The following is a 24183-nucleotide window of genomic DNA, read 5'->3' on the forward strand; positions in this document are numbered from 1 at the left end:
TGGCCTTGTCGAACGACGCCTTGAAGACGACCGGAAGCCCCAGGTCGTCCGCCAGCCGCGCCAGCGCCTCGCCCACCTGCAGGTTCAGCGCGTCGTGCTCCACGACGCACGGCCCGGCGAGGAGGAAGAAGGGCGCGCCCACGCGGAACAGCTCGGCGGCGTCCGTCATCCCGCGGCCACCCGGGCCCGGATGATCTCGCTCACCTCCAGGAAGTCGTCCGCGGCGCGAAGGCGCAGGTGCGCTTCGCGCTGCGTCTCGGGCGGCGCCTCCCCGGCGCCGAGCATCCCCAGCGCACCGCGCTTGAGCTGCTCGCCCACGTCCGCGAGGACGTCGGCGTCGCGGGCCCTGAACTCCGCCGTCCCCGTGTCGCGAAGCTGCTCCAGCCCGCGCGCGATCTCCGTCACCGAATCGGCTGCGTTGCCCGACCCCGCCCCGGCGTAGGCCAGGAGCGAATCGATGTGCGCATCGGTGGGAACGGGCAGGCTGTCCATCACGCGACCACCGTCTCCGTCGCGGACTCCGACGCCGCCACCTTGGACGCGGCCGGCGCGAGGTCGCGGTGCATGCTCACCTGTTCCTCGCCGTTCCGGCGCCCGACCGCCGCGGTGACGAAGGACGCGAAGAGCGGATGCGGATGGTCCGGCCGCGACTTGAGCTCGGGGTGCGCCTGCGTGGCGACGAACCAGGGGTGGTCCGGCAGCTCGATCATCTCCACCAGGTTGCCGTCGGGCGAAGTGCCGCTGATGCGCATGCCCGCGTCTTCCAGCTGCGGCCGGTACTCGTTGTTCACCTCGTAGCGGTGACGGTGGCGCTCGCTGATCTCGTTGCCGCCGTAGATCTCGGCCGAGCGCGAGCCGGGCGCCAGGCGCGCCGTGTACGCGCCCAGCCGCTGCGTGCCGCCCAGGTCGGTGATCTGGCGCTGGCTGTCCATCAGGCAGATCACCGGGTCGCTCGTGTCGCGCTCCCACTCGGCGGAGTGCGCCTGGGCCAGGCCGCAGACGGAGCGCGAGAACTCGATGATGGCCGTCTGCATCCCCAGGCAGATGCCGAAGAACGGCAGGCCGTTTTCGCGCGCCCACTGGATGGCGGAAAGCATCCCCTCCACCCCGCGCACGCCGAAGCCGCCGGGGATCAGCAGGCCGTGGTACTGCGACAGCTTGTCCGCCGGCTGGCCGTTCTCGAAGTCCTCGGACGACAGCCAGTCGATCTCCACCTTCACGTCGTTGGCGATGCCGCCGTGGTACAGCGCCTCCTGCACCGACTTGTACGAATCGACCAGCGCCACGTACTTGCCCACGACGGCGATCTTCACCGCCCCGTTCTTCGGCCGCTTCACCCGCTCCACCAGGCGCTCCCACTCGCCCAGGTCGGGCTTGGCGGTCTGCAGCCCCAGCTTGGCGCACACCTGGTCGTCGAGCCGCTGCTTGTGGTATTCCAGCGGCACCTCGTAGATGCTGGCCACGTCGCGGGCCTCGATGACGCTGGCCACGTCCACGTTGGTGAACAGGGCGATCTTGCGGCGCATCTCGGGCGGAAGCGCATGCTCGCTGCGGCAGATGAGGATGTCGGGCTGAATGCCGATCTCCATCAGCTCGCGCACGGAGTGCTGCGTTGGCTTGGTCTTCAGCTCGCCCGCCGCGGCGATGTAGGGGATCAGCGTCAGGTGGATGAACAGCGTGTGCTCGCGCCCCACCTCCTGCCGGTACTGGCGGATGGCCTCCAGGAACGGCAGCGACTCGATGTCGCCCACCGTGCCGCCGATCTCGGTGATCACCACGTCGTGGTTGGGCGCCAGGCGGCGGATGGCCGTCTTGATGGCGTCGGTGATGTGGGGAATCACCTGCACGGTGGCGCCCAGGTACTCGCCGCGGCGCTCCTTCTGGATGACTTCCTGGTAGATGCGCCCGGTCGTGATGGAGTTGGCGACGGAAAGCGACTCGCCCACGAAGCGCTCGTAGTGGCCCAGGTCCAGGTCGGTCTCCGCCCCGTCGTCGGTGACGAACACCTCGCCGTGCTGGAAGGGCGACAGGGTGCCCGGGTCGACGTTGATGTACGGATCGAACTTCTGGATGGTCACGCGCAGCCCGCGGTCCACCAGGAGCCGGCCGATGGAGGCCGCGGCGATCCCCTTCCCCAGCGACGAGACCACGCCGCCGGTGACGAAGATGTACTTGGTGGGTGTCGTGTTCATGGCGGTCATGCGGGTGCCTCGATCAGGTCGGGTGTAGATGCACTGCCCAGGATGCGCTCGGCGCGCGCCGCGTCGGCCGGGGTGTCGACCCCGCCCTCGGCCGGCGCGCCCACCGCCACGCCGATGCGGATGCCCGCGGCCAGCGGACGGAGCTGCTCCAGCTTTTCGATCCGCTCCAGCGGCGCCTCGCCCAGCGCCACCCAGCGGAGCAGCGCGTCGCGGCGGTAGCTGTAGATGCCCACGTGGCGCAGGTACGGCCCGGAGGCGAAGTCGGGCTCGGCGTCGCGGGCGAAGGGAACCGGGGCGCGCGAAAAGTACAGCGCCGCGCCGTCATCGCCCCTCACCACCTTCACCACCGAGGGCTCGCGCCACTCGTCCACCGAGCCGATCGGCGTCGCCACGGTGCCCGCGTCCCACCCGCCCTCGCGGACGAGGTGGATGGCGGACTCCAGGTGGTCGCGGCGCACGAACGGCTCGTCGCCCTGCACGTTGACGATGGTGCCGAAGCCCGCGTACTCGCCCATCCGCGCCACCTCGGCCACGCGGTCGGTGCCGGAGCGGTGGTCCTCGCGCGTGAGCGCCACCCGCGCGCCGAACCCGCGCGCGACGTCGGCCACGCGCTCGCTGTCCGTGGCCACGACGAGCGCGTCGAAGAGGGCGAACGCCGAAACGCGCCGCCAGACCCATTCTACGAGGGGCCGGCCAGCGAGCGGATGCAGCGGTTTTTCAGGGAGTCGTTGCGAAGACAGCCGGGCCGGGATGACGCCGAGAACTCCGGCAGCCACGATACCCGTATGAGGGAAGTCGGCCCGTCCGCTTGCAAGTATCACGCCAGGGAAGTTAGCGTCGGCGCGGCGGCGGGACAAGGGCCAGCTTCGTGGAGTGCGCGAGTGCGGTAGTGCGTGGGTGCGGAAGGAGGTTGGGAAGGTAGTGCGCCCGGCGCGTGGCGGCTAGGGCATCCCTTGCTGAGCGTGGTCGCAAGGCGCGACTTTCAAGAGATGGAGAACGACGTGGCGAGCACCGCCCAGACCGAGTACCCCGAGCCCAATCCCGCGGCCGTGGGCTTCGTGATGCACCTGGGGCGCGCCATGCACAGCTATGGCGAGGCGTCGCACCGGCTGGAAGACATCCTGGGCGCCCTGTCGGACCGGCTGGGGCTGCAGGGGGCGCAGTTCTTTTCGCAGCCCACGTCGCTGATGGCGTCGTTCGGCCCGGTGGAGTTCCAGCGCACCTACATGCTGCGCGTGCAGCCGGGCGACGTGGACCTTCGCAACCTGGCGGCGGTGCACGCCGTCAGCCTGGAGGTGGCGCAGGGGCACATCCCGCCCGCGGAGGGGAGCGCACGCATCGCCGCCATCGCCGCGTCGCCGTCTCCGTACGGGCCGTTCCTCACGACGCTGGCCTTCGGCGGCATCTCGGGGGCGAGCTGCCAGCTCCTGGGCGGCGGCCTGCGCGAGATCGTCGCCGGCACGGTGCTGGGGCTGGGGCTGCGGGGGTTCATGCTGGTGGCCGCGCGCGTGCCGCGGCTGGGGCGCGTGTTCGAGCCGCTGGCTGCCCTGCTCGTGAGCGGCGCGGCCGTGGCGCTGGCGCACGTGGGCGGGCCGCTCTCCGTCCTGGTCGCCACCCTCGCCGGGCTGATCGTGCTGCTGCCCGGGCTCACGCTGACCAACGCGCTGAACGAGCTCGCCAGCCGGCAGCTGGCGTCGGGAACGGCGCGGCTGAGCGGCGCCTTCATCACCTTTTTGGGGCTGGCGTTCGGCGTGGCACTGGGCAACCGGCTGGCGACGGCGGCGTTCGGCGCGCCGGCCGCCGTGCAGGCGGGTTCCCTTCCGGGATGGGCCGGACTGGTCGCCCTTGTGGTGTCGCCCCTGTGCGGCGTGGTGCTGCTGAAGGCGGCGCCGCGCGACATCCCGTGGATCGTGGTGGGCACCGCGCTGGGCGTGGGGGGCGGCCAGGTGGGGGCGGCGGCGCTGGGGGTGGAGCTGGGCGCCTTTGCCGGGGCCGTCGCCGTGGGGCTGGCCAGCAGCATCTACGCGCGGCTGCAGAACCGGCCCCCCGCCGTGGTGCTGGTGCCCGGCATCCTGCTGCTGGTGCCGGGGAGCGTGGGCTTCCGCGGGCTCACCTCGCTGATGGAGCGGCAGACGCTGGCGGGGATCGAAACGGCGTTCAGCATGATGCTCACGGCCGTGGCCCTCGTCTCGGGGCTGCTGATCGCCGGCGTGATCGCGCCCGAGCGGCGGGTGCGCGATCCGGGCGCCCCCACCCGCCGCCCGCGGCTGAGCGGCTGAGAGACGCGCCGCCAGCCCCGCAGGTCACCTGTCCGGAGCGCCACGTTGTCATCCCGATGGAGCGGCCCCGGTGAACTTGCGCCCACGCCGTCGATCGCAGCGACACACAGCCGGATTGGCGCTCCATCACGGCAGAAACACTGGCCCTGTCTCTGCCCAGTCTCGCGCTGTTGCGAGCGCCGATCGGCGCGAATGGCTTCATCGAGGAGAGAACCACGGTGCGCTTCGCAACGTGTGTGGCGGATCCCTCAGTCGCTGCAAACTGTGTAGCCGCCGCGGCTTCCGCTTGGCCGCTCCATCGGGATGACAAACGCGCCCACGCCTCACCTGCCGAGGCGGGACCGAATTCTCCCCTCTCCGCACGCAGTTTGTGCGGGGAGGGGCCGGGGGAGGGGCACCCGCGGCATGCTTCGAAGCCGATCGAAGCGCGTTTGACCTGGTCCACGCAACACGAAAGCCCCGCCGGACCGGCGGGGCTTTCGTGTCGATGGAGGAGCCGGACTACTTGCCGCCGGACCGGAAGACGCGGACGCCGTAGTGGCACTGGGCGGTCGAGCAGGTGGCCATCTGCACCTTCAGCACGGCCTCGACGTTGCTCGTGTTTTCGATGGCCAGCATCGGCACGTCGTCCAGCTCGCGATCGGCCTCGATCTCGTCGCCGTCGTCGTCCGAGAGCACCAGGTCAAGATCCGAGCAGCCGCCGTCGCACACGCCCACGACCATGTAGGTGACGCCCGCCTCGAGATCGATCTCGAACTCCTCGTCCTGGCCCGCGGCCAAGGTGCCGGTGACGGCGTCGTCGAGCGGGACGAATCCCTGTCCCCTCATCAGCACCACCGCCGAATCGAGCTGCGTGCGGACGATGTTCGCCTGCGCCTCGGCCGTGGTGGAAACGAGCAGCGCGGCCGCGGCGAGCAGGAAGGATCTCAGTTTCATGGGATTCACCTTGCGTGGGCGAGGGTCGGGAGGGATTCCATTCGGTCGTCCGGAAAGTTGGCCGGCTGCTCCAAGATATCGCTGCAGGCGGGCTTCGCAAAGAGGCGCCGGCCGAACGGGTGTGCCGCCCGATCTCTCGTCGGGTGGAAGCGGAGGCGGTATGTTGCGGGGGCGCGTTGGCGGGAGGATGTCCGCGCGCCGCGGGGAACCCCTGGAAAAGGTGACGGATGAAACGCGCACGGCTGGTCCCCGACATCGAAACGTACGCGCAGGACATCGTGGACACCGTGCGTGAGCCCCTGCTCATGCTCGACACCACCCTGCGCGTGCGCAGCGCCAACCGCGCCTTCTACCAGACCTTCCGTGTTTCCGCGGAAGAAACCGAGGACCAGCTGATCTACGAGCTGGGCAACGGCCAGTGGGACATCCCCGACCTGCGGACGCTGCTCGAGGACATCGTCCCCAAGAACTCGGTGTTCGACGACTTCGAGCTGGAGCACACCTTTCCGGCAATCGGGCGGCGGGTGATGCTGCTGAACGCGCGGCAGCTGCGTGCCGGCGGCCATGGCGAGCTGCTGGTGCTGGCCATGGAGGACGTCACCGAGCGCCGTCGGGCCGAAGCGGACCTGGAGGCGATCGACGCTTATGCCCAGGACATCGTCGACACGGTCCGCGAGCCGCTGCTGATTCTGGACCCGTCGCTCCGCGTGCGCAGCGCCAACCGCGCCTTCTACCAGACCTTCGAAGTGGGGGCAGAAGAGACGGAAAACCAGCTGATCTACGAGCTGGGCAACGGGCAGTGGGACATCCCCGCGCTCCGCACCCTGCTCGAAGACATCATCCCCAAGAGCTCGGTGTTCAACGACTTCGAGCTGGAGCACACCTTTCCCCAGATCGGGCGGCGGGTGATGCTGCTGAACGCCCGTCAGCTGCGCGCGGGGAGCCATGACGAGCTGCTGGTGCTGGCCATGGAGGACGTCACCGAGCGCCGCCGCGCCGAGGCGGAGCTGAAGGCCATCGAGACGTACGCCCAAGACATCGTGGAAACCGTCCGCGAGCCGCTGCTCATCCTGGACGCCTCGCTCCGCGTGCGCAGCGCCAACCGCGCCTTCTACCACACCTTCGAGGTGGGCGCGGAAGAAACGGAGGGCCAGCTGATCTACGAGCTGGGCACCGGGCAGTGGGACATCCCGGCGCTGCGTACCCTGCTGGAGGACATCATCCCCAAGAGCTCGGTGTTCAACGACTTCGAGCTGGAGCACACCTTTCCCCAGATCGGGCGGCGGGTGATGCTGCTGAACGCCCGGCAGCTGCGCGCCGGGAGCCACGACGAGCTGCTGGTGCTGGCGCTGGAGGACGTCACGGAGCGCCGCCGCGCCGAGGCGGACCTGGTGGCCATTGAGACGTACGCCCAGGACATCGTGGAAACCGTCCGCGAGCCGCTGCTGATCCTGGACGCATCGCTCCGCGTGCGCAGCGCCAACCGCGCGTTCTACCACACCTTCGAGGTGGGGGCGGAGGAGACGGAGGGGCAGCTCATCTACGAGCTGGGCAACGGCCAGTGGGACATCCCCGACCTGCGCGTGCTGCTGGAAGACATCATCCCCACGCGGTCGGTGTTCAACGACTTCGAGCTGGAGCACACCTTTCCCCAGATCGGGCGGCGGGTGATGCTGCTGAATGCGCGGCAGCTGCGCGCCGGCAGCCACGGCGAGCTGCTGATGCTGGCGCTGGAGGACGTGACGGAGCGGCGGCGCGCCGAGGAGGAGGTGGCGGAGGCCCGCGAGGCGGCGGAGTCGGCCAACCGCTCCAAGAGCCAGTTCCTGGCCAACATGAGCCACGAGCTGCGCACGCCGCTGAACGCCATCCTCGGCTATTCGGAGATGCTCCAGGAAGAGGCCGACGAGCAGAGCCTGGGGTCCTTCACGGTAGACCTGGGTCGCATCAACTCCGCCGGGAAGCACCTGCTGGCGCTGATCAACGACATCCTGGACCTGTCGAAGATCGAAGCGGGAAAGATGGAGCTGTTCGTGGAGCGGTTCGACCTGGCCGAGCTGATCGACGAGGTCGCCTCGACGGTGCAGCCGATGGTGCAGAAGAACGCCAACACCCTGAAGGTGGTGCGTGCCGCGGGGCTGGGCGAGATGCGGGCGGACCAGATGAAGGTGCGGCAGGCGCTCTACAACCTGCTTTCCAACGCCGTGAAGTTCACCCAGGGCGGCACCATCACCCTGAACGCCGACCGCCAGCTGATGGACGGGGGCGAGTGGATCGTCTTCCGGGTGGCGGACACGGGGATCGGGCTGAGCGACGAGCAGCTGTCCAAGCTGTTCCTGGACTTCAGCCAGGCCGACGCATCGACCACGCGCCGCTTCGGGGGAACGGGGCTGGGGCTGGCCCTCACCCGGCGCTTCTGCCAGATGATGGGCGGCGACGTTTCCGTGCAGAGCGTGCTGGGCGAGGGGAGCGTGTTCACCATCAAGCTTCCCGCGCTGATGCAGGAAAGCGCGCCGGAGGGCGACGGCGCCCGGGCGGGCGCCTTCGTGGCCTCGCGCGCCGGCGAGATCCCGGCGGGGGGCGAGGCCCCGCCGGGAACGCGCTACGTGCTGGTGATCGACGACGATCCCGCTCCGCGCGAGCTGCTGCAGCGCTACCTGACCGAGGAGGGGTTCGCCGTCCGCACCGCGGCCAGCGGGCCCGAGGGGCTGCTCCTTGCGCGCACCCTGCACCCCGCCGCCATCACGCTGGACGTGATGATGCCGGAGATGGACGGCTGGAGCGTGCTCAAGGCGCTGAAGGAAGACCCGGAGCTGCGCGGCATCCCGGTCATCATGCTCACCATGGTGGACGACCCGGAACGGGGATTCGCGCTGGGCGCGGCCGAGTACGCCACCAAGCCGGTGGACCGCAACCGCCTGTCCGCCACCCTGCGCAGGTATGCGCGCCCGGGGCCCGAGTCGCTGGTGCTGATGGTGGAGGACGACCCGGCGACGCGTGCGATGATGCGCAACGTGCTGGACAAGGAGGGGTGGCGCGTCTGCGAGGCCGACGACGGCCGGGCCGGGCTCCGGTGCATGGAGTCGGAGACGCCGGACGTGATCCTGCTGGACCTGATGATGCCGGAGATGGACGGCTTCGAGTTCGCCGACCAGGTGCGCCACCACCCCGAGTGGCGCAACGTGCCCATCATCGTCATCACCGCCCACGACCTGAGCGCCCGCGACCGCCAGCGGCTGAGCGGCTACGTAGAAACCATCCTGCAGAAGACGGGGGATTCGCACGAGTCGCTGCTGTCGCGCGTGCGCGAGCTGCTCGACGACTTCGCCGTTCCCCGCGGCGCGATGGCCACCCCCAATGGAGACGAAGCGGCGCGGCCGGCGCCTGACGCTTCGGGTACGCGATGAAGAAGATTTTGCTGGTGGAAGACAACGAGATGAACCGCGACATGCTGTCGAGGCGCCTGGAGCGGAAGGGCTACGACGTGGTGGTCGCGGTCGACGGGCAGGACGGGGTGGACCGGGCCGCCAGGGAGCTGCCGGACCTGGTGCTGATGGACATGAGCCTCCCGGTGCTGGACGGATGGGAGGCGACGCGCCGGCTGAAGGCCACGCCGGCCACCGGCCACATCCCCATCATCGCGCTCACCGCGCACGCCATGGCGGGCGACCGGGAGCACGCGATGGGTGCCGGGTGCGACGACTACGACACCAAGCCCATCGACCTGCCGCGCCTGCTCACCAAGATCGAGAGCCTCCTGGCCCGGCACGCCCGGGGCTAAGCGTCCAGGCGGCGGCCGCTCAGGCCTTTTCGCCGCATTCCGGGCAGAACTTGGCGCTGGACGGCATCTCGGCCGAGCAGCCGCCGCACGTCTTGTTCAGCGAGAGCGCCACGCCGCACTCGGGGCAGAACTTGCCCCGCCCCGCCGGCGCGCCGCAGTCGCGGCAGCTGACCACGCGCTGCTCCAGGTCTGCTTCGCTGACGCTGGCCTTTTCGTACGCCACCTCGCGGGCGCGGGCGATTTTGGCTTCGCGGTTGATGGCGGCCAACTCGGGGTCCAGCCGGGGCACGCACGAAATGCAGGTGCCCTCGTCCTCGTTCCAGCAGTTGTCGCAGTTGTGGTTGGCGCACCGCGGGCAGCGGTGAAAGTGCTCGCGCGCGCTCGTCACCGCCTCGCGCAGCGCCGTGTCGCGCGCCTTGGACCACCCCGCGTTCCGCACGTGTGAAAGCGCGTTGCGCGCGCTGCCGAAGATGCCGCCGAACAACCCCTCCGCCGCGCCCAGCAATCCATCCGCCGTTCCCGCCGCGTACCGGTCGAACTCCGAGCGCCAGGCTTCGCCGCAGTGCTCGCAGTGAAACTCGAACTGGAAGCCGCTGTCGGTGGAGAGGTCGTTGTAGTTGTCGGAGATCTGGATTTCGCTCATGGGAAGGTCTCGCGGTGGGTGGGGGCGGGCAGATGTACGGGTGCAAGCTAAACGGCAGATTTCCCCGGCAACAGGGTCATTTGCATCATGCAGGTGAGGATCAGCGAAGCGGGGCGGCCGGTGTTCGGGTGCAGGGGCTCGCGGAGGTCCGCGAGGGAGTAGCCGGCGGCCGCGAGTACGTCCGTCCACGACTCGAGTGTACGGAAGTACCAGGGCATCGGCGCCGCGAATCCCTCGCCGAAGGCCGTGAAGGTTTCCGTGCGCCAGCCGTCCTGGTACGGACCCTCGCCCGCCGCGATCCACGGATGCACCGTCTGGATGACCAGCGCGCCGCCGGGACGCAGGACGCTCCGCAAGGCCGCGAGAAGGGGAACGGGGTGCTCGTCCAGCAGGGAGAAGTTGCAGACGACAGCGTCGTACTCGCCGCGGGCGAGGGACGGGTCCCCCGCCAGCGCGTCGTAGGAAACGGCGTGGAACTCTCCCCCGCCCTCCCGGCGCGCCGCGTCCACCAATTCCGGCGAAACGTCGATCCCCACGACGTCGATCCCCTGCTCCGCCAGCGCCCTCGCCAGCCATCCTTCGCCGCAGCCCAGGTCCAGCACCCGTTCCGGCCGGCGCTCCAGCACCGCGCGGACGATGGCGGCATCGGTCACCAGCCGCCGGCTCTCGATCCCTCCCCCGCGCACGGTGCGGGTCCACGCCTCGGCGTTGCGGCTCCAGCTGCGGACCAGCGCGTCCTGATGGCTCACGCTCAGAACTGCGGGAGGGAGATGCCGAAGCTGAGGGTGGGCTCGAAGTCGGCCGGGTTCACCAGCACGCGGGCGTAGATGAAGGGAAAGACGATGCCCACGCCGGCGTTCTGCACCCAGTCCGGCGACGCGCCGCCCACCCACGCCGCGCCCACGGCGTGCCCGATCTCCAGGCTGGGCGAGCCCACGTACGGCAGCACCACGCGCGGATAGGGGATCAGGTAGCTGGACTCGATGAAGGCAAGGTGGTCGCCGCGGAACGCAGCGACCTCTTCCGTAGGGAGCGTGCCGCTGCCGCCCAGGATGCCGAAGCGCTGCGGCGCCGCCCCGCCGCCCAGGGGCATCATCCCGCGGAAGTACAGGCGGATGGTGTGGGTGCGCAGCGCCATCGCCCAGTAGGTGCCTTCCACCAGCGCCTGCGTGAACGTGGCGTCGCCCGCCCCCTGAAGCGCGTGCTCCAGGTTCACCTGGCCGTCGAAGGTGGAAGTGATGCCGCGCCAGTGGTACTCGGTGCCGGCGATGGCGGACACGATGGTGCCCTCCAGCGCCTCCATGTTGGACCGGTCCAGCCCGTCCCCGAGCAGCGACCACGGGTCTTGCGGCTCGAGCCGGCGGTCGCGCGACGCCTGCACGCCGAAGCGCGGCCCCAGCCACGACTCGCCCGCGATCAGCGGCTTGCCCACGGGGCGCTCCACCATCACCCGCAGCACGTCGGCGTCCCAGTAGTCTCGGTAGTCGTTCCCGAGCACCAGCGCGTGCAGCGAGTTGGTGATGTCGCCGTAAATCCACGCGTCGTTGGTGCGGGTGGCGCGCGAAAGCTCGGCCGTCAGGTGGATGCTCTCGCGCGCCAGCGGCAGGTCTGCCCGCACGCCGCCGCCCAGGTGGTTCTCCTGCTCGAACCGGTACGAGCCCCACACGTTCAGCCGCGGGCCGCCGCGCCGGCGCGTGGGATGGATGTTGGCGCTGGCGTGGAGCGTGAGCCCGTTGACGCGGTCGTACGTGGGGAACGGGCCCACGGCGGGGGCGAAGAACGCCGGCCGCGCGGGCGGGGTGACCGTCACCGAGGCCGTGTAGGTGCCGTCCGTGGCGGGAACGGTGGCGATGGCGACGCGGGTCGTGGGATCCTGCCGGAAGATGGAGTCGCGCTCCAGGATGGCCAGCCCCGACGGGTACACGCCGCCGTCCAGCACCGCCACCGCGCCGCCCACCCTGCCGCCGGGCCGAATCCAGAAGTCGCCCCCGAGGACCGCCACGGAGCCGTCGACGTTGCCCTCGAGCTTCACCTCGGCGTCGTAGACCACCAGGTCGCCGGGGGTGCGGAACTCCGGCCCCAGCACCGTGTCGCGGTCGATCCACACGTACGTGCGCCGCGCCAGGATTTCCCGCGCGCGGCGAACGGCCGGGGAGTCGTCGTCGCCGGCGAGCTCCGGCACCTGGGCGGCGGCGGGCGCGGCCGCCAGGAGCCCGGCGGCAAGGAGGAGGGCCGTGAGGATGCGCTTCATCCCATCCGCAGGAAGTTGCGCAGCAGGTCGTGCCCGTGCTCGCTGGCGATGGACTCCGGGTGAAACTGCACGCCCCACACCGGGTGCTCGCGATGCCTCACCGCCTGGATCTCGTCCTCCCACCCCTCCTCCTGCGTCCAGGCGATCGCTTCCAGCTCGTCGGGAAGCGTGCTCGGCTCGATGACCAGCGAATGATAGCGCGCCACCGTGAACGGCGAGGGCACGCCCGCGAAGATCCCCTCGCCGTGGTGGCGGATGGGCGACGTCTTGCCGTGCATCACCCGCCGCGCGCGCACCACCTCGCCGCCGTACGCCGCCCCGATGGACTGGTGCCCCAGGCACACGCCCAGGATGGGCGTGGTGGGCCCCAGCTGCCTGATGACGTCCACGGACACGCCCGCCTCGGCCGGGGTGCACGGCCCGGGAGAGATCACGATCCGTTCCGGCGCCATCTCGCGGATCTGGTCCACCGACAGCTCGTCGTTGCGCCGGACCTCCATCTCCGCCCCCAATTCGCCCAGGTACTGCACGAGATTGAAGGTGAAGCTGTCGTAGTTATCGATAACCAGTATCATGAGATAAGCGCATTCGCCTGATGCGATTCGTAGATGGTCCTGGCGAGAAACGTCGGCTCGTGCCTCAGTCTCGCCGCTCCCCGAAAAGTCACACCCCGTGCCACGGCCGCGCAATCCCGGGCGACGGCGGCGGCCGGATCAGGGTGGCGAGGGCCGCTTCGTGGGGATGATGGTGGCTCCGTCGACCCCGGTGAATCCGTGGGTCGCCGCGGCTTCGGCCGCTCTGACAACCGTGATGTTGGCGACCGAGTCGGGGTGAATGGTTTCCAACTGGGCCAGCGGAATCTCGGGCGTGGCGCCACACCCGTCGGACGACTGGATGAAGCGCTGCCCACCGAGCACGACGCCGGTGCGCCGCGGCCGGCCGATGCCTGCGCTGGAATCCGCTGGAGCATCCGCGGGCTCGGGCCGCCACGTGGGATCGCGCGTCATCGCCAGGCGCAGGGGCGGCGGCGCGCTCGCGCCGATGGTCACGGTCGGCGTCATGCGGTAGTAACCCCGGCGCGCCGCCACCAGGTCCGCCGGGCCGGACGCCAGGCCACAGAGTTCGAACCGGCCCCGATGGTCCGTCACGGTAACCCGGCGCGCTCCGCTGATGTGCACTCCCGCGAGGGGCGCGCTCGTCCGCTCATCCACGACGACGCCGGTCACCCTTCCGCGCTCCTGCGCCGGGAGGGCGTCCGCCCACAGCACGGAGGCGGCGCCGAGGATCAGCGCGTGGATCCGGCGAAGGCGGCGCATGGACCTAGCGGACGCGGAACGGGACGGTGAACGCGCTTCGGTCCCAGACGATGCGCAGGGTTCCGCCGTTCCCGGCCGGCTCCACGTCGATGGTGAACGCCTCCACCGGCTCGGCGTGCGTCGTCCGCGTCATGCGCACGCGGCCCAGGTCGCGCGCGGCGTCGTAGGTGGTGCCGCCCTGGCCCGTCTGGCGGTTGACGATCAGCCATCCGCCGTCCTGCTCCGGGATGGTGTACAGCGTGTACTCGCCCGGAGGGATGACCAGGTCGCTGCAGGCGTCGTCGCCCAGCACCAGCGTGCGGTCGGTGGTGAAGTGCGTGGCGCGGTTGGCCCCCGTGCGCCACAGCTGCCCCCACTGCACCACCTGCCCGAAGATCTCGCGCCCGCGCCGCATGGGCGTGCCGTAGTCCACCAGGATGTGCGCGCCGGCCACGGTGGCCTCCTCGCGTCCGCGGCCGGAAAGCTCGCCCACGCCGCGCCCCTCGCGGTCGGCGCGAGCCCAGCGCGCGGCGGGCTCCGCCAGTTCCAGCCAGGGCACGCGCGTGACGATCACCTTGCGCGTGGTCCCCGCTGCATCCAGGGAAAGCAGCCGGCCCTGCGCGTCCACCCGCGCCACGGACGGGCCGCGCAGCGGGTGGGTGAGTGTCCACCCCCCGCCCTGCGCCGGCGCCACGCCGTACGCCAGCGAGCGGCCGCCCACCAGCATCGGCTGGGTGCCGCCCTGCCCGCCAACGGCCCGCATCAGCGCCAGCTCGAAGGGCCAGTGCACCAGGTCCACCCACGGCAGCGCGTCGGCGGACGCTTCCACGCGGCTCGTCGCCATGGAATCGCCGAGCGTCACCGTGCGCGTCCACCCGCCTTCCGCTGCCTCGTACACCTCCGTGCGGGCGGGCGTTTCCGGTGCGGCGGGGTCGAACATCCGCTCCGTGAACCGGCGCATGCGGCCGTCCGGCGCCAGGTCCATCTCGTAGCGGCGGTGCGTGGTGCGCGGCGAGCGGACGACGGCCTCGGCGGTGATGCGCGTGGGCGTGCGCGTCCACCGCTCCAGCGCCAGCGTGTCGCGCCCCAGCACGGTGACCAGCGCCGCGCTGTCGGCCTGCTGCGCGGCGGCCGGTGCGGCGGCCAGCAGAGGCAAGGCGCAGGCGGCACGGAGGAGAGGGCGTGTCACGATCGTTCGCATCGTTCGGCTCCTGGTGGGTCGCGGGTCTCGGTCGATGTCGCCAGGCAACCTAACCGGGGCGCGCGGCGGCACAAGCGGCCCGGACCCTCAATCCGCGAGCAGCCGGCGCTCGCGTCTTGGAACGCGGAGGCGCAGGCCTATGGCGGAGACGCCGAAGCCCGCCATCCCGTAAAGCATGGCGACCACTGGATCGCCAATGGCGAGGAGGGCGATTCCGCCGCCCGCCAGCGTGCCGAGCGTGGTACCGCCCACGGCCAAGCCCAGCGGCACGTGCCGCATCAGCAGCCACGCCGCAATCGGCCCCAGCACCGCGCCCAGCACGCCCCCGAAGATCATCGCGAACTCCAGTGCGAACCTTAGGCCGGCGAGCGAAAGGATCGAGGGATCAGAGTGAACCATCCCCCACCCGATCAGTACGAGCGTTCCCGCGATGGTCCCGAAGAGCCAACCCGCCACCATCAGCCCCGCCGTCACTGCGGCGATCCGCTTGATCCGCATACCGCCTCTTGTGTCTTTGGAAGAGTACTTTGCACTACAAAGCAATGTGTATCGTTCCGCCTCGGCCGTCAAGGCATCTCTTTCGTGGTCGGGCTGATCAGCCGCGCAGGTCGTCCAGCGCGCGGCCCAGCCGCGCGAGCCCTTCCGCGAACGTCTCCGGTTCCACGCCCAAGCCGATGCGCACGTGGTCCGGCGCGCCAAAGAAGCTGCCGGGGACCACCGCGGCGTCGTAGCGATCCTGCAGCTGGGCGCAGAGCCCGTCCGCGTTACCCATCCGCAGGCGCGGGAAGCTGACGGTTCCGTGCACGTGCGGAGCGACGTCCAAGTCCTGACGGGTAGAATAGAATGCGTTCAGCGCGGCGGCGTTGGCGTCCAGCAGCGTCCGCGAGCGGCGGGCGAGCGCATCCAGGTTCTGGAAGGCGACGAGCGACATCCGCTCCGCCGCGTGCACGCCGATGTTGTTGAACAGCTCCGTCAGCCGCCACATCCGTTCCGCCAGCGCCGGCTCGGCGAGCACCCATCCGCAGCGCAAGCCGTTGAGCCCGTAGACCTTGGTGAGGCTGTTCGTGGAGAGAAAGGCCGGACCCAGGTGGAACGCCGTCCGCGGCGCAGGCTCCCACAGCGCGTCCACGTACACCTCGTCCACGATCACCCGCGCGCCGTGCGCCTCCGCGATCTGCCCGATCCGCCGCAGCGCGTCGTCATCCGCCAGGGCGCTGCTGGGGTTGTGGAGGTTGGTGATGACAATCGCCCGCGTGCGGCTGGTCATCCCCTGCTCCACCGCGGACGGATCCAGCCGGAAGCCGTCCTCCGCGCGGCGGGTGAAGTGGCGCACCTCCGCGCCCAGGTAGCGCGCGACGGCGACCAGCGGCTCGTACGTGGGATGCTCGATCAGCACCTCGTCCCCGGGCTGAACGAGCGCCGCGAGGGCCAGGTGGTTGGCCATGGACGTGCCCATCGCCGCGACGACGCACGCCGGGTCTACGCGATACCGATCCGCGATCGCCTGCTGCAGCGGCGCGTAGCCGTACGCGCCGGTGCCACTGATCTCCATGTCCTCCAGCGCCACCGGCAACTCGTCGACCGACACGTACGGCACGCCGCTGGACGTGAGGTCGTACCGGGCCGGGGTGCGCGTCTTGGCCCAGCGCAGGTAGTCGCTGCCGTACGGGCGATGGCTCACGCGGCCCGCCGGCGCCAGAGGAGGTAGACGGGAAGCCCGGTGAGCATGATCCCCAGCCCGATGGCGCTGTCCACGGGCGCCTCCAGCACGGTGCTGATGACGATGAGCGCCGCGGCGGCGATGAACAGCGCCGTCGTCAGCGGATGCCCGGGGATGCGAGCAGACCCATCGTCCCCATCACCCGCGCGGCGGCGGAAAAGGAAGACGGCGCCGGCGGTGAGGCCGAAGAACACCCAGTCCACCGCCACGACGTAGCTGAGGATCTGCTCATAGCTGCCGGAAAGCGCGATCAGCAGCGAGAGCGCGCCCTGCAGCAGCACGGCGACCACCGGCGCCTGCGTGCGCGGCGAAACCCATGCGACACTGCGGAAGAACAGGCGGTCCTCGGCCATGGCGAAGTACACGCGCGGCGCCGTCAGCATCCCCTGGCTGAGGAAGCCGAGCGTGGAGATGGCGATGCCCGCCGCGATGATCGTCGCTCCCGTGGGGCCGAACGCCAGGCGCATGACGCTGGAGGCGGGCGCCGTCGTCTCCGCCAGCCCCGCGGCGCCCAGCGCGTGCACGCACGCCAGCGTGACGCCGACGTACAGGCCGATCACCCCCAGCACGCCGATCAGCAGCCCGCGCGCAAGATCGCGCCGCGGGTTCTTCATCTCGCCCGCGACGAAGCTGGCCGTCTGCCATCCGCCGTACGAGAACATCACCGGCGTCATCGCCGCGCCGAAGGCCAGCAGCACGCTTCCGCCGCCGACGGTAGGGGCCGCCGCGGGGACCGCATCCGCAGGACCCGTCACGAAGAACAGGCCGGCCGCCACCAGCGCCAGGATCGCGGCAATCTTCAGCACCATCAGCGTGTTCTGCACCGTTCCCCCGGAGCGCACCCCCATGCAGTTCACGGCGGCCAGCAGCGCGATCCCCAGCCCGGCGATCACCGGCTCGCCCAGCGGCACCTGGGTGACCTCGCGGAAGTAGCGCGCGAACGTCACCGCCACGGCCGCCATGCCGCCCGTCTGGATGACCAGCAGCAGCGCCCAGCCATAGACGAACGCCACGGCCGGGTGGTAGGCATCGCGCAGGTACGCGTACTGGCCGCCCACGTGCGGGCGCCGCGCGGCCAGCTCCGCGTACACGAACGCGCCGGCCAGCGCGATCAGCCCGCCCGCGAGCCAGGCGCCTACGATCAACGCCGGCGTATGGACGTGGCGCGCGACCACGTACGGCGTCACGAAGATGCCGCTGCCCACGATGCCGCCCATCACGATCATCGTGGCGTCGAACAGGCCCAGGCGCCGGGCCAGCCGTGGCGGCTCGGGACGGGCGGATGCGGGAACGGGCGTGGAGTTCACGGGCGGCGGAACGGTGCGGGTCGGGAGGCGGACCGGAGATTGCGCGACAGAATCAGCCCCCGGCCCGGCCGGGCGCAAGGGCACCCCATTTCCCCAACCCGATCAAGGGCCGTTCCTTGCATGACGGCAGCGGAACTTCCACCGGCAGCTCGATGAACCCAGCAGACACGGCGGCCCCACGGCCGAGTGCGAACCTCGTATTTTCCGGCTCCAGCGAAATGGCGCGCCTGTGCCGCGCCACCGACTGGGCATCCACCCCCCTGGGACCCGTCGCTCTATGGCCGCAGAGCCTGCGGACCGCGGCGGGGATGGTGATCGAGCAGGGGATCGCGCAGAGCCTGTGCTGGGGCCCGGAGCTGGTGCAGATCTACAACGACGAGTACCGCGTGATCATGCGCGACAAGCACCCCTCGGGGCTTGGGCGCTCGGTGCTGTTGAACTGGGCGGAGATCGCGGAGTTCATCGCGCCGCTGTTCCAGCGCGTGATGGCGGGCGAGACGGTGTTCTTCGAGGACCAGCCCTTTCGCGTGGAGCGTGGCGGGGTGATGGAAGACGCCTACTTCACCTTTTCGTACAGCCCCGTGCGGCTGGAGTCGGGCGAGGTGGGCGGCGGGCTGATCAACTGCTTCGAGACCACCCGGCAGGTGCACGCCCGCGCCCTGCAAAAGGAGCGCGACGCCCTGTACGATTCGCTGGTGTTCGAGCGCTCGCGCCTGGAGTACGTGTTCCAGCACGCGCCGGCGTTCCTGGCCATTCTGCGCGGCCAGCAGCACTCCTTCGACCTGGTGAACCAGGCGTACTACCAGCTGGTGGGGCACCGCGACATCGTGGGCAAGCCGGTGCTGGAGGCGCTTCCCGAAATCCGCGGGCAGGGGTTCGTGGAGCTGCTGGACGGTGTGCTGGCCACGGGCGACCCGTTCCTGGGGCGCGAGCTTCCCGTGATGCTGGCCCGCACGCCCGGCGCGCCCCCGGAAGAAAAGTTCATCGACCTTACCTACATGCCCCTGGTAGAATCCGACGGAACGCGCTCGGGGGTGATCGCGCACGGCTACGACGTGACGGGCCAGGTGCATGCCCGGCGCGAGGTGGAGCGCCTGCTGCGCGAGAGCGAGGAGGCCCGCCGCACGCTGCAGGAGGTGAACCACCGGCTGGAGCTTCAGCGGCTGGAGCTGGAAACGGCCAACCACCAGCTGCAGGAAGGTGCCGTGGAGCTCGAGGCCCAGGCCGAGGAGCTCCAGAGCACGGCCAGCGCGCTGGAGGCGCGCACCCGCGAGACCGAGGCCGCGCGCGCCGAGGCCGAGCGGGCTCGCGAGCACCTGGCGCGGGTGATCGAGCAGGCGCCCGTGCCCATGTACATCGCCGTGGGGCGCAACCACGTGTTCGAGATGGTCAACGCCCCGTACGCGGCCATGGTGGGCAGGCGGCGCGAGGACATGCTGGGGCGCCCCGGCCGCGAGGTGTTTCCCGAGTTCGTGCCGCAGGGCGTGTTCACGCTGATCGATGACGTGTTCGACTCCGGCGTGCCGTACCGGGCCACGGCCATTCCCGCCACCTTCGACGCCGACCGCGACGGCGTGCCCGAGACGCACTACTTCAACCTGGTGTACCAGCCGCTGCTGGATGCCGGGGGCGCGGTATACGCCATGGCCCTGGTGGCCACGGAGGTCACCGAGCTGGTGCAGGCGCGCGAGGCGGCCGAGGCGGCGCAGCGCGACGCGGAGCTGGCCAACCGGGCGAAGGCCGACTTCCTGGCCAGCATGAGCCACGAGCTGCGCACCCCGCTGAACGCCATCGGCGGGTACGTGGACCTGATCGACATGGGCATCCAGGGGCCGGTGACCCCGGAGCAGCAGGCCGCCCTGGCCCGGGTGAAGGCCAGCCAGCAGCACCTGCTGGTGCTCATCAACGACGTGCTTTCGTTCGCCAAGGTAGAGGCAGGGACCATCGAGCTGGACCTTCGCCCGCTGGGCGCGCGCGAGCTGGTGGCTGGCGTGGAGCCGCTGGTGGCGCCCCAGGCCCAGGCGAAGGGAATCGCGCTCTCCGTGGACGGCAGCGGCCCCGAGCGCCGCCTGCTGGGCGACGAGGAGCGCGTGCGGCAGATCCTGCTGAACCTGGTGGGCAACGCCATCAAGTTCACCCAGCCCGGTGGATCGGTGCAGCTGTCCATCGGCGGCGACGCGCGGTGGGTGCGCATCTCCGTCCGCGACGACGGCCCGGGGATCGCCGTCGAGAAGCAGCAGGCCATCTTCGACCCGTTCGTGCAGGTGGAGCGCCGCTTCAGCAACCCGCGCGAGGGGGTGGGGCTGGGGCTGGCCATCAGCCGCGACCTGGCGCGCGCCATGGGCGGCGACCTGGCCGTCGTCAGCACTCCCGGCGAAGGCAGCACCTTCACCGTTCAGCTTCCCGCGGCGGCGTGATGGATGCGTCCCTTCCCTCCTCCGCCGCGCTGCACCCGTCGAGCCCCATGAGCACATCCGAATCGTTCGCCCACTCCCTGCGCGGGATCATCGCCGAGCTCGACGGCGCCGAGCCGTCGCACACGCACCTGAACCGCGCCGCCATCGACGTCGACCGGCTGGGCCGCCACCTGGGCGGCCTCGGGCTGGCGAACGACCGCGAGATCGGCCGGGCGTTCACCGGAGCCATCGCGGCGCTGGCCTCCGCGCACCCCGTCGCCCAGGACAAGCGGGCCGACGCGGTGGACCGCGCCCTGGCGGAGCTGCGGGCCGCCCTGGCGCACGCGGAGAACGGGACGCCGCACCCACCGTCGGGGGAGGCCGATGCAGAGCGCCCCTGAACGGCGGACTGTGCTCATCGCCGAGCGCGACCCCAGCGTCCGCGAGCTGCAGGAGCACTTCCTGGGTAGGGCGGGCTTCGCCGTGGAGTTCGCCGGCGACGGCCTGGACGCGCTGGAGCGCGCCCGGCTGCTGCGCCCCGCGGTCGTCATCACCGAGATCCTGATCCCCAAGCTGGACGGCCTGGCGCTCTGCCGGCGGCTGGGGGAAGACCCGGACACGCGCCACATCCCCGTTCTCGTCTTCAGCATCCTGGCGGCCGCGCCGCGGGCGGCGGAGGCCGGGGCCAGGGCGTACCTGCGCAAGCCCCTCGTCGAATCGCTTTTCGTGGCCACGGTCCAGCAGTTGATCGTGCCGCCCATCGATATCCTGGAGACCCAATGAGCCTCGAACCGATGGTGGACCGCCGGGCAGCCCCCAGGGACGACGTGCTGGACGACACCGAGCGGATGAGCGCCGGAAACCCCGAAGCCGACCACATCCTGGGCGGCGGGTTTCCGGCCAACTCCATCAACATCATCATGGGCCACCCCGGCTCGGGAAAGACGATCTTCGCCGAGCAGCTGATCTTTCACAACGCGGCCGAAGACCGGCCCATCCTGTACTTCACCACCCTTTCCGAGCCGCTCGCCAAGGTCGTGCGCTACCTGCAGGGGTTCCGCTTCTTCGACGAGAACAAGCTGGGAACGCAGGTGATCTACGAGGACGTGGGTCCGCAGCTGGCGAAGGAGGGGGCGCCCGCCCTGATCCCGCTGCTGCGCGAGGCCATCATGACGCTGTCGCCCAAGGTGATCGTCATCGACTCGTTCAAGGCGGTGCACGACCTGGCGCCCTCCATGGCCGACCGGCGGCGGATGGTATACGAGATGACGGCGCTGCTCACCGCGTACGGCACCACGGCGTTCCTGCTGGGCGAGTACACCGAGGACGACATCCTGCTTTATCCCGAGTTCGCCGTGGCCGACGCCATCGTCGAGCTTTCGCGCCGCCGCCTGGGCAACCGCGACGAGCGCTACTTTCGCGTCTACAAGCTGCGCGGCAGCCGCTACCTGGAGGGCGCGCACGCCTTCCGCATCACCAACTCGGGGCTCGACGTGTATCCGCGGCTGGTCAGCCCGCGCATGCCCGAAGGGTACGAGCCCGCCTCGGAGCGCATTTCCACCGGCGTCGCGGGGCTCGACGAGATGATCGGCGGCGGCCTGTGGCGCGGGACCACCACGCTGCTGGCCGGGCCGTCGGGCGCGGGGAAGACGACCATCGGGCTGCAGTTCGCCCTGGAGGGGGCCCGCCGCGGCGAGCCCACGCTGTACATGAACTTCCAGGAGAACCCCACCCAGCTCGTGCGCACCATCCGCGGGCTGGGGGTAGACCTGGAAGAGGCGCAGCGGCAGGGGCTGGACCTGGTGTACGCATCGCCGGTGGAGCTGCAGATCGACAGCATCATCGTCGACATGTTCCGCCGCATCCAGCAGGGCGGCGTCAGGCGCCTGGTGATCGACGCGCTGGGAGACCTGGCCAGCGCCGCCACCGATCCCCAGCGCCTTCACGACTACCTGTACGCGCTGGTGCAGCACTTCGCCGTCAGCACCATCACCAGCGTGCTGAACTTCGAGACGATGGGCAACACCATCTCGGGGAACGGGATGCAGAACGCCATGAGCTACCTGTCCGACAACGTGCTGCTCCTGACGGTGGATGGCGACGAGCGCACCCGCCGCCGCCTGCGCGTGCTCAAGACGCGCGGAAGCGCACACGACACGCGGGTGCGCGAGGTCGGCATCACCGACGCCGGGCTGAGCATCCTGGAATGACCGTTCCGGCCCCGGGCGACGCGCACCTGGCCCAGCTGCGCAAGCTGACGGAGGTCAGCCGCGCGCTCACCTACACCACGTCGCTCCAGCAGGTCACCCGGCTGACGGTGGAGCGCGGCGCCGACCTGATCGACGCCGCCTGCGCCGTGCTGATGCTTCCCGATGCCTACGGCGTGCTGCAGGTGCGCTCTTCGTGCGGGGTGCGCGACGAGGACGTGGAGCGCCTGCACGCGCCGTTGACGGACGACGGAGTCGGGCGGCTGCAGGAGTTGCTGGGGGTGCCCGACGACCGCTTCGTCGCCGTGCCGCTGGTCGTGGGCGGCGCGGTCACGGGGCTGCTGGCCGCCGCCACCCGGCAGCCTTCGACCTCCACCGACGAGACGCTGCTCTCCGCCCTGGCCGACCAGGCGGCCCTCGCGCTGGAAAACGCACGGCTGGGCGGCGAGGTGCGCGAGGAGATGGAGGACCGCCTGCGCGCCAGCGAGGGCGCGACGGACGCCCAGGAGCGCGCGCTCTCGACGCTGGCGCACGACATCCGCACGCCGCTGGGGGCCATCGACGGGTACTGCGAGAACCTGGAGATCGGGGTGTACGGCCCCGTCAACGACCGCCAGCGCGAAGCCCTGGGCCGGGTTCGCATGAGCGGCCGGCACCTGCTCTCGCTGCTGGACAACGTGATGGAGATGGCCCGCCTGAACGCGGGGGTGCTGCGCATGGGCGCCGAGCCGGTGGAGCTGGCCGACGTGGCGCGGGAAGCGGTGCACATGCTGCTCCCCGCCGCACAGGCGAAGCTGGTGGCACTGGAGGCGGGAGCCGTGGAGGAGGTCACGGTGACGGCGGACCACGCGCGGGTGCGGCAGGTGCTGGTGAACCTCGTCGGCAACGCGGTGAAGTTCACCCCGGCGGACGGTTCGGTGACGGTGAGCACGGCCGTCGTGTCGATCGATGGAAGCGCGTGGGGGGAGATCCGCGTCGCCGACACGGGCCCGGGGATCGCCCCGGCGGAACAGGCGGCGATCTTCGAGCCGTACTACCGCAGCGAGGAGACGGCGCAGCTGCCCGGTGTCGGCCTGGGGCTGGCGATCTCGCAGGCGCTGGTGCGGCAGATGGAGGGCGAGCTGGCGCTGGAAAGCGAGCCCGGCGCCGGCTCCACGTTCATCGTCCGCTTTCCGGCGCTTCCCCTGCCCTGACGAGCGGCACGCGGCCCACCAGAAGCGTGTGCTTGCCGCCCGAGGTGGCGTGCGCCCTCGCCTTGACCACGTGCACGGTTAGCCCGGCCTCCCGCAGGAGGGCGGCGAAGTGGGGGTCGTCGTCCGCGGACCAGTAGGCCACGCGGCCGCCGGGGCGCAGCGCCGCGATGGCCTGGCGGATGCCCTTCATCCGGTACAGGTCCGCGTTGCCCCCCGTCGTCAGCGCGTGCGCCCCGTTGTCCACGTCCAGCATGATGCCGTCGAACGCCCCCGGGCTATCGCGCAGCACGCGGGCGACGTCGTCGTGCCGCACCTGCACGCGCGGGTCGGCCAGGGCCTCGGCGGCCAGCGGATACTCGGGGTTGCGGTTCCACTCGATGATCTCGCCCACGAGCTCCGCTACCACCACCTTCGCGTCGGCCGGCAGCGAGCGGAGTGCGGCCTTGAGCGTGAATCCCATCCCCAGCCCGCCGATGAGCACGCTCGGCGCTCGTGCATCGCGCAGCGGCTTGCAGACGAGTTCCGCCAGCTGCTCCTCGGAGTGGTAGCGGCGGGTGGACATCAGGTCCGTGCCCTCCACCCGGATGGTGTAGTCGCCGTCGTGGCGGTACAGCGTCAGCCTGGTGCCGTCCGGCGTGACGGCCTCGCCCAGTCGTTCGGTTCGCTTCACGGTTCGGTCGGTTCGTGGGTCCATGCAGCGGGGGCGAAGCGATTCGTCCGCCGATCCGCCGCCCAAGCAATGAGAAAAGCGAGGGAGGTACAGAGGGACAGAGAAC

General features: G+C 70.6%; 22 protein-coding genes and 1 pseudogene. 8 read left to right on the plus strand and 15 right to left on the minus strand.

Annotated elements, in window-relative coordinates:
* From VGB24_RS25305 to kdsB, 4 genes and pseudogenes are all read right to left on the minus strand, one after another.
* A pseudogene (locus tag VGB24_RS25305) lies at positions 1-169 on the minus strand (hypothetical protein); the annotation flags it as partial.
* A complete protein-coding gene (locus tag VGB24_RS03440) occupies positions 166-495 on the minus strand; it encodes a hypothetical protein (RefSeq protein WP_331071561.1) in 330 nt (109 codons plus the stop codon). The gene VGB24_RS03440 and the pseudogene VGB24_RS25305, both read right to left, overlap by 4 nt.
* The gene (locus tag VGB24_RS03445) at positions 492-2192 is read right to left on the minus strand and encodes a CTP synthase (RefSeq protein ID WP_349263888.1); all 1701 of its coding nucleotides are present in this window, start codon (positions 2190-2192) and stop codon (positions 492-494) included. Before VGB24_RS03445 ends, VGB24_RS03440 begins: the two co-directional genes overlap by 4 nt.
* Positions 2193-2197: 5 nt before the next feature.
* Positions 2198-2977, minus strand: coding sequence for a 3-deoxy-manno-octulosonate cytidylyltransferase (gene kdsB, locus VGB24_RS03450; protein ID WP_414676704.1), 780 nt, complete (start codon positions 2975-2977; stop codon positions 2198-2200).
* A gap of 225 nt (positions 2978-3202) precedes the next feature.
* On the opposite strand from kdsB, the gene VGB24_RS03455 reads away from it, so the two are divergent.
* Positions 3203-4480, plus strand: a complete 1278-nt coding sequence (locus VGB24_RS03455) for a threonine/serine ThrE exporter family protein (RefSeq protein ID WP_331071564.1) — start codon at positions 3203-3205, stop codon at positions 4478-4480.
* A gap of 501 nt (positions 4481-4981) precedes the next feature.
* On the opposite strand, the gene VGB24_RS03460 is transcribed toward VGB24_RS03455, so the two are convergent.
* A complete protein-coding gene (locus VGB24_RS03460) occupies positions 4982-5416 on the minus strand; it encodes a hypothetical protein (protein WP_331071565.1) in 435 nt (144 codons plus the stop codon).
* A 227-nt stretch (positions 5417-5643) separates the two neighbouring features.
* On the opposite strand from VGB24_RS03460, the gene VGB24_RS03465 reads away from it, so the two are divergent.
* Positions 5644-8820, plus strand: a complete 3177-nt coding sequence (locus tag VGB24_RS03465) for a response regulator (protein ID WP_331071566.1) — start codon at positions 5644-5646, stop codon at positions 8818-8820.
* Complete coding sequence (locus VGB24_RS03470; protein ID WP_331071567.1) at positions 8817-9194, plus strand: response regulator; 378 nt, start codon at positions 8817-8819, stop codon at positions 9192-9194. Before VGB24_RS03465 ends, VGB24_RS03470 begins: the two co-directional genes overlap by 4 nt.
* Positions 9195-9213: 19 nt before the next feature.
* Here VGB24_RS03470 and VGB24_RS03475 read toward each other — a convergent pair whose 3' ends face one another.
* The 9 genes from VGB24_RS03475 to VGB24_RS03515 all read right to left on the minus strand — a co-directional run bounded on the left by VGB24_RS03475 (position 9214) and on the right by VGB24_RS03515 (position 17611).
* Positions 9214-9837, minus strand: a complete 624-nt coding sequence (locus tag VGB24_RS03475; RefSeq protein ID WP_331022047.1) for a double zinc ribbon domain-containing protein — start codon at positions 9835-9837, stop codon at positions 9214-9216.
* Between the two features lie 47 nt (positions 9838-9884).
* A complete protein-coding gene (locus VGB24_RS03480; protein WP_331071568.1) occupies positions 9885-10586 on the minus strand; it encodes a class I SAM-dependent methyltransferase in 702 nt (233 codons plus the stop codon).
* Between the two features lie 2 nt (positions 10587-10588).
* The gene (locus tag VGB24_RS03485) at positions 10589-12088 is read right to left on the minus strand and encodes a hypothetical protein (protein ID WP_331071569.1); all 1500 of its coding nucleotides are present in this window, start codon (positions 12086-12088) and stop codon (positions 10589-10591) included.
* On the minus strand, positions 12085-12663 hold the full coding sequence (locus VGB24_RS03490; protein ID WP_331071570.1) for an aminodeoxychorismate/anthranilate synthase component II: 579 nt from the start codon (positions 12661-12663) through the stop codon (positions 12085-12087). The genes VGB24_RS03485 and VGB24_RS03490 overlap by 4 nt, the downstream gene beginning before the upstream one ends.
* Positions 12664-12801: 138 nt before the next feature.
* A complete protein-coding gene (locus VGB24_RS03495; RefSeq protein WP_331071571.1) occupies positions 12802-13404 on the minus strand; it encodes a carboxypeptidase regulatory-like domain-containing protein in 603 nt (200 codons plus the stop codon).
* Between the two features lie 4 nt (positions 13405-13408).
* Positions 13409-14584 carry a DUF2911 domain-containing protein gene (locus VGB24_RS03500; RefSeq protein ID WP_331071572.1) on the minus strand — a complete coding sequence of 392 codons (1176 nt, stop codon included), beginning with the start codon at positions 14582-14584 and terminating at the stop codon, positions 13409-13411.
* Between the two features lie 87 nt (positions 14585-14671).
* Positions 14672-15154, minus strand: coding sequence for a hypothetical protein (locus VGB24_RS03505; RefSeq protein ID WP_331071573.1), 483 nt, complete (start codon positions 15152-15154; stop codon positions 14672-14674).
* A 25-nt stretch (positions 15155-15179) separates the two neighbouring features.
* Positions 15180-16265, minus strand: a complete 1086-nt coding sequence (locus tag VGB24_RS03510) for a pyridoxal phosphate-dependent aminotransferase (RefSeq protein WP_331071574.1) — start codon at positions 16263-16265, stop codon at positions 15180-15182.
* A complete protein-coding gene (locus VGB24_RS03515) occupies positions 16262-17611 on the minus strand; it encodes an APC family permease (protein WP_331071575.1) in 1350 nt (449 codons plus the stop codon). The genes VGB24_RS03510 and VGB24_RS03515 overlap by 4 nt, the downstream gene beginning before the upstream one ends.
* Positions 17612-17829: 218 nt before the next feature.
* Between VGB24_RS03515 and VGB24_RS03520 the strand changes: the two genes are divergently transcribed.
* Genes VGB24_RS03520 through VGB24_RS03540 form a run of 5 tightly spaced genes read left to right on the plus strand, consistent with a single transcriptional unit; the run spans position 17830 to position 23407 of the window.
* On the plus strand, positions 17830-20028 hold the full coding sequence (locus VGB24_RS03520; RefSeq protein ID WP_331071576.1) for an ATP-binding protein: 2199 nt from the start codon (positions 17830-17832) through the stop codon (positions 20026-20028).
* Between the two features lie 47 nt (positions 20029-20075).
* Positions 20076-20408 carry a hypothetical protein gene (locus VGB24_RS03525; protein ID WP_331071577.1) on the plus strand — a complete coding sequence of 111 codons (333 nt, stop codon included), beginning with the start codon at positions 20076-20078 and terminating at the stop codon, positions 20406-20408.
* Positions 20392-20790 (plus strand): response regulator, encoded by a 399-nt coding sequence (locus tag VGB24_RS03530; protein ID WP_331071578.1) that lies wholly within the window; start codon positions 20392-20394, stop codon positions 20788-20790. The genes VGB24_RS03525 and VGB24_RS03530 overlap by 17 nt, the downstream gene beginning before the upstream one ends.
* Positions 20787-22217, plus strand: a complete 1431-nt coding sequence (locus VGB24_RS03535) for an ATPase domain-containing protein (protein WP_331071579.1) — start codon at positions 20787-20789, stop codon at positions 22215-22217. Before VGB24_RS03530 ends, VGB24_RS03535 begins: the two co-directional genes overlap by 4 nt.
* Positions 22214-23407 (plus strand): HAMP domain-containing sensor histidine kinase, encoded by a 1194-nt coding sequence (locus tag VGB24_RS03540; protein ID WP_331071580.1) that lies wholly within the window; start codon positions 22214-22216, stop codon positions 23405-23407. The genes VGB24_RS03535 and VGB24_RS03540 overlap by 4 nt, the downstream gene beginning before the upstream one ends.
* Here the strand turns inward: VGB24_RS03540 and VGB24_RS03545 are convergent.
* Positions 23373-24077: a hypothetical protein gene (locus VGB24_RS03545; protein WP_331071581.1), complete on the minus strand. Its 705-nt coding sequence runs from the start codon at positions 24075-24077 to the stop codon at positions 23373-23375. The genes VGB24_RS03540 and VGB24_RS03545 overlap by 35 nt on opposite strands.
* Positions 24078-24183: the final 106 nt, after the last annotated feature.

Source organism: Longimicrobium sp., assembly GCF_036399935.1.
Lineage (GTDB): Bacteria > Gemmatimonadota > Gemmatimonadetes > Longimicrobiales > Longimicrobiaceae > Longimicrobium.

What these genes read in the sequence shown, in the direction of transcription:
- VGB24_RS03445 (WP_349263888.1), bottom strand. Translation starts at nt 2,192, where the DNA reads ATGAACACGACACCCACCAAGTACATCTTCGTCACCGGCGGCGTGGTC.
- VGB24_RS03460 (WP_331071565.1), bottom strand. Translation starts at nt 5,416, where the DNA reads ATGAAACTGAGATCCTTCCTGCTCGCCGCGGCCGCGCTGCTCGTTTCC.
- VGB24_RS03465 (WP_331071566.1), top strand. Translation starts at nt 5,644, where the DNA reads ATGAAACGCGCACGGCTGGTCCCCGACATCGAAACGTACGCGCAGGAC.
- VGB24_RS03470 (WP_331071567.1), top strand. Translation starts at nt 8,817, where the DNA reads ATGAAGAAGATTTTGCTGGTGGAAGACAACGAGATGAACCGCGACATG.
- VGB24_RS03475 (WP_331022047.1), bottom strand. Translation starts at nt 9,837, where the DNA reads ATGAGCGAAATCCAGATCTCCGACAACTACAACGACCTCTCCACCGAC.
- VGB24_RS03485 (WP_331071569.1), bottom strand. Translation starts at nt 12,088, where the DNA reads ATGAAGCGCATCCTCACGGCCCTCCTCCTTGCCGCCGGGCTCCTGGCG.
- VGB24_RS03490 (WP_331071570.1), bottom strand. Translation starts at nt 12,663, where the DNA reads ATGATACTGGTTATCGATAACTACGACAGCTTCACCTTCAATCTCGTG.
- VGB24_RS03495 (WP_331071571.1), bottom strand. Translation starts at nt 13,404, where the DNA reads ATGCGCCGCCTTCGCCGGATCCACGCGCTGATCCTCGGCGCCGCCTCC.
- VGB24_RS03500 (WP_331071572.1), bottom strand. Translation starts at nt 14,584, where the DNA reads ATGCGAACGATCGTGACACGCCCTCTCCTCCGTGCCGCCTGCGCCTTG.
- VGB24_RS03520 (WP_331071576.1), top strand. Translation starts at nt 17,830, where the DNA reads ATGGCGCGCCTGTGCCGCGCCACCGACTGGGCATCCACCCCCCTGGGA.
- VGB24_RS03525 (WP_331071577.1), top strand. Translation starts at nt 20,076, where the DNA reads ATGAGCACATCCGAATCGTTCGCCCACTCCCTGCGCGGGATCATCGCC.
- VGB24_RS03530 (WP_331071578.1), top strand. Translation starts at nt 20,392, where the DNA reads ATGCAGAGCGCCCCTGAACGGCGGACTGTGCTCATCGCCGAGCGCGAC.
- VGB24_RS03535 (WP_331071579.1), top strand. Translation starts at nt 20,787, where the DNA reads ATGAGCCTCGAACCGATGGTGGACCGCCGGGCAGCCCCCAGGGACGAC.
- VGB24_RS03540 (WP_331071580.1), top strand. Translation starts at nt 22,214, where the DNA reads ATGACCGTTCCGGCCCCGGGCGACGCGCACCTGGCCCAGCTGCGCAAG.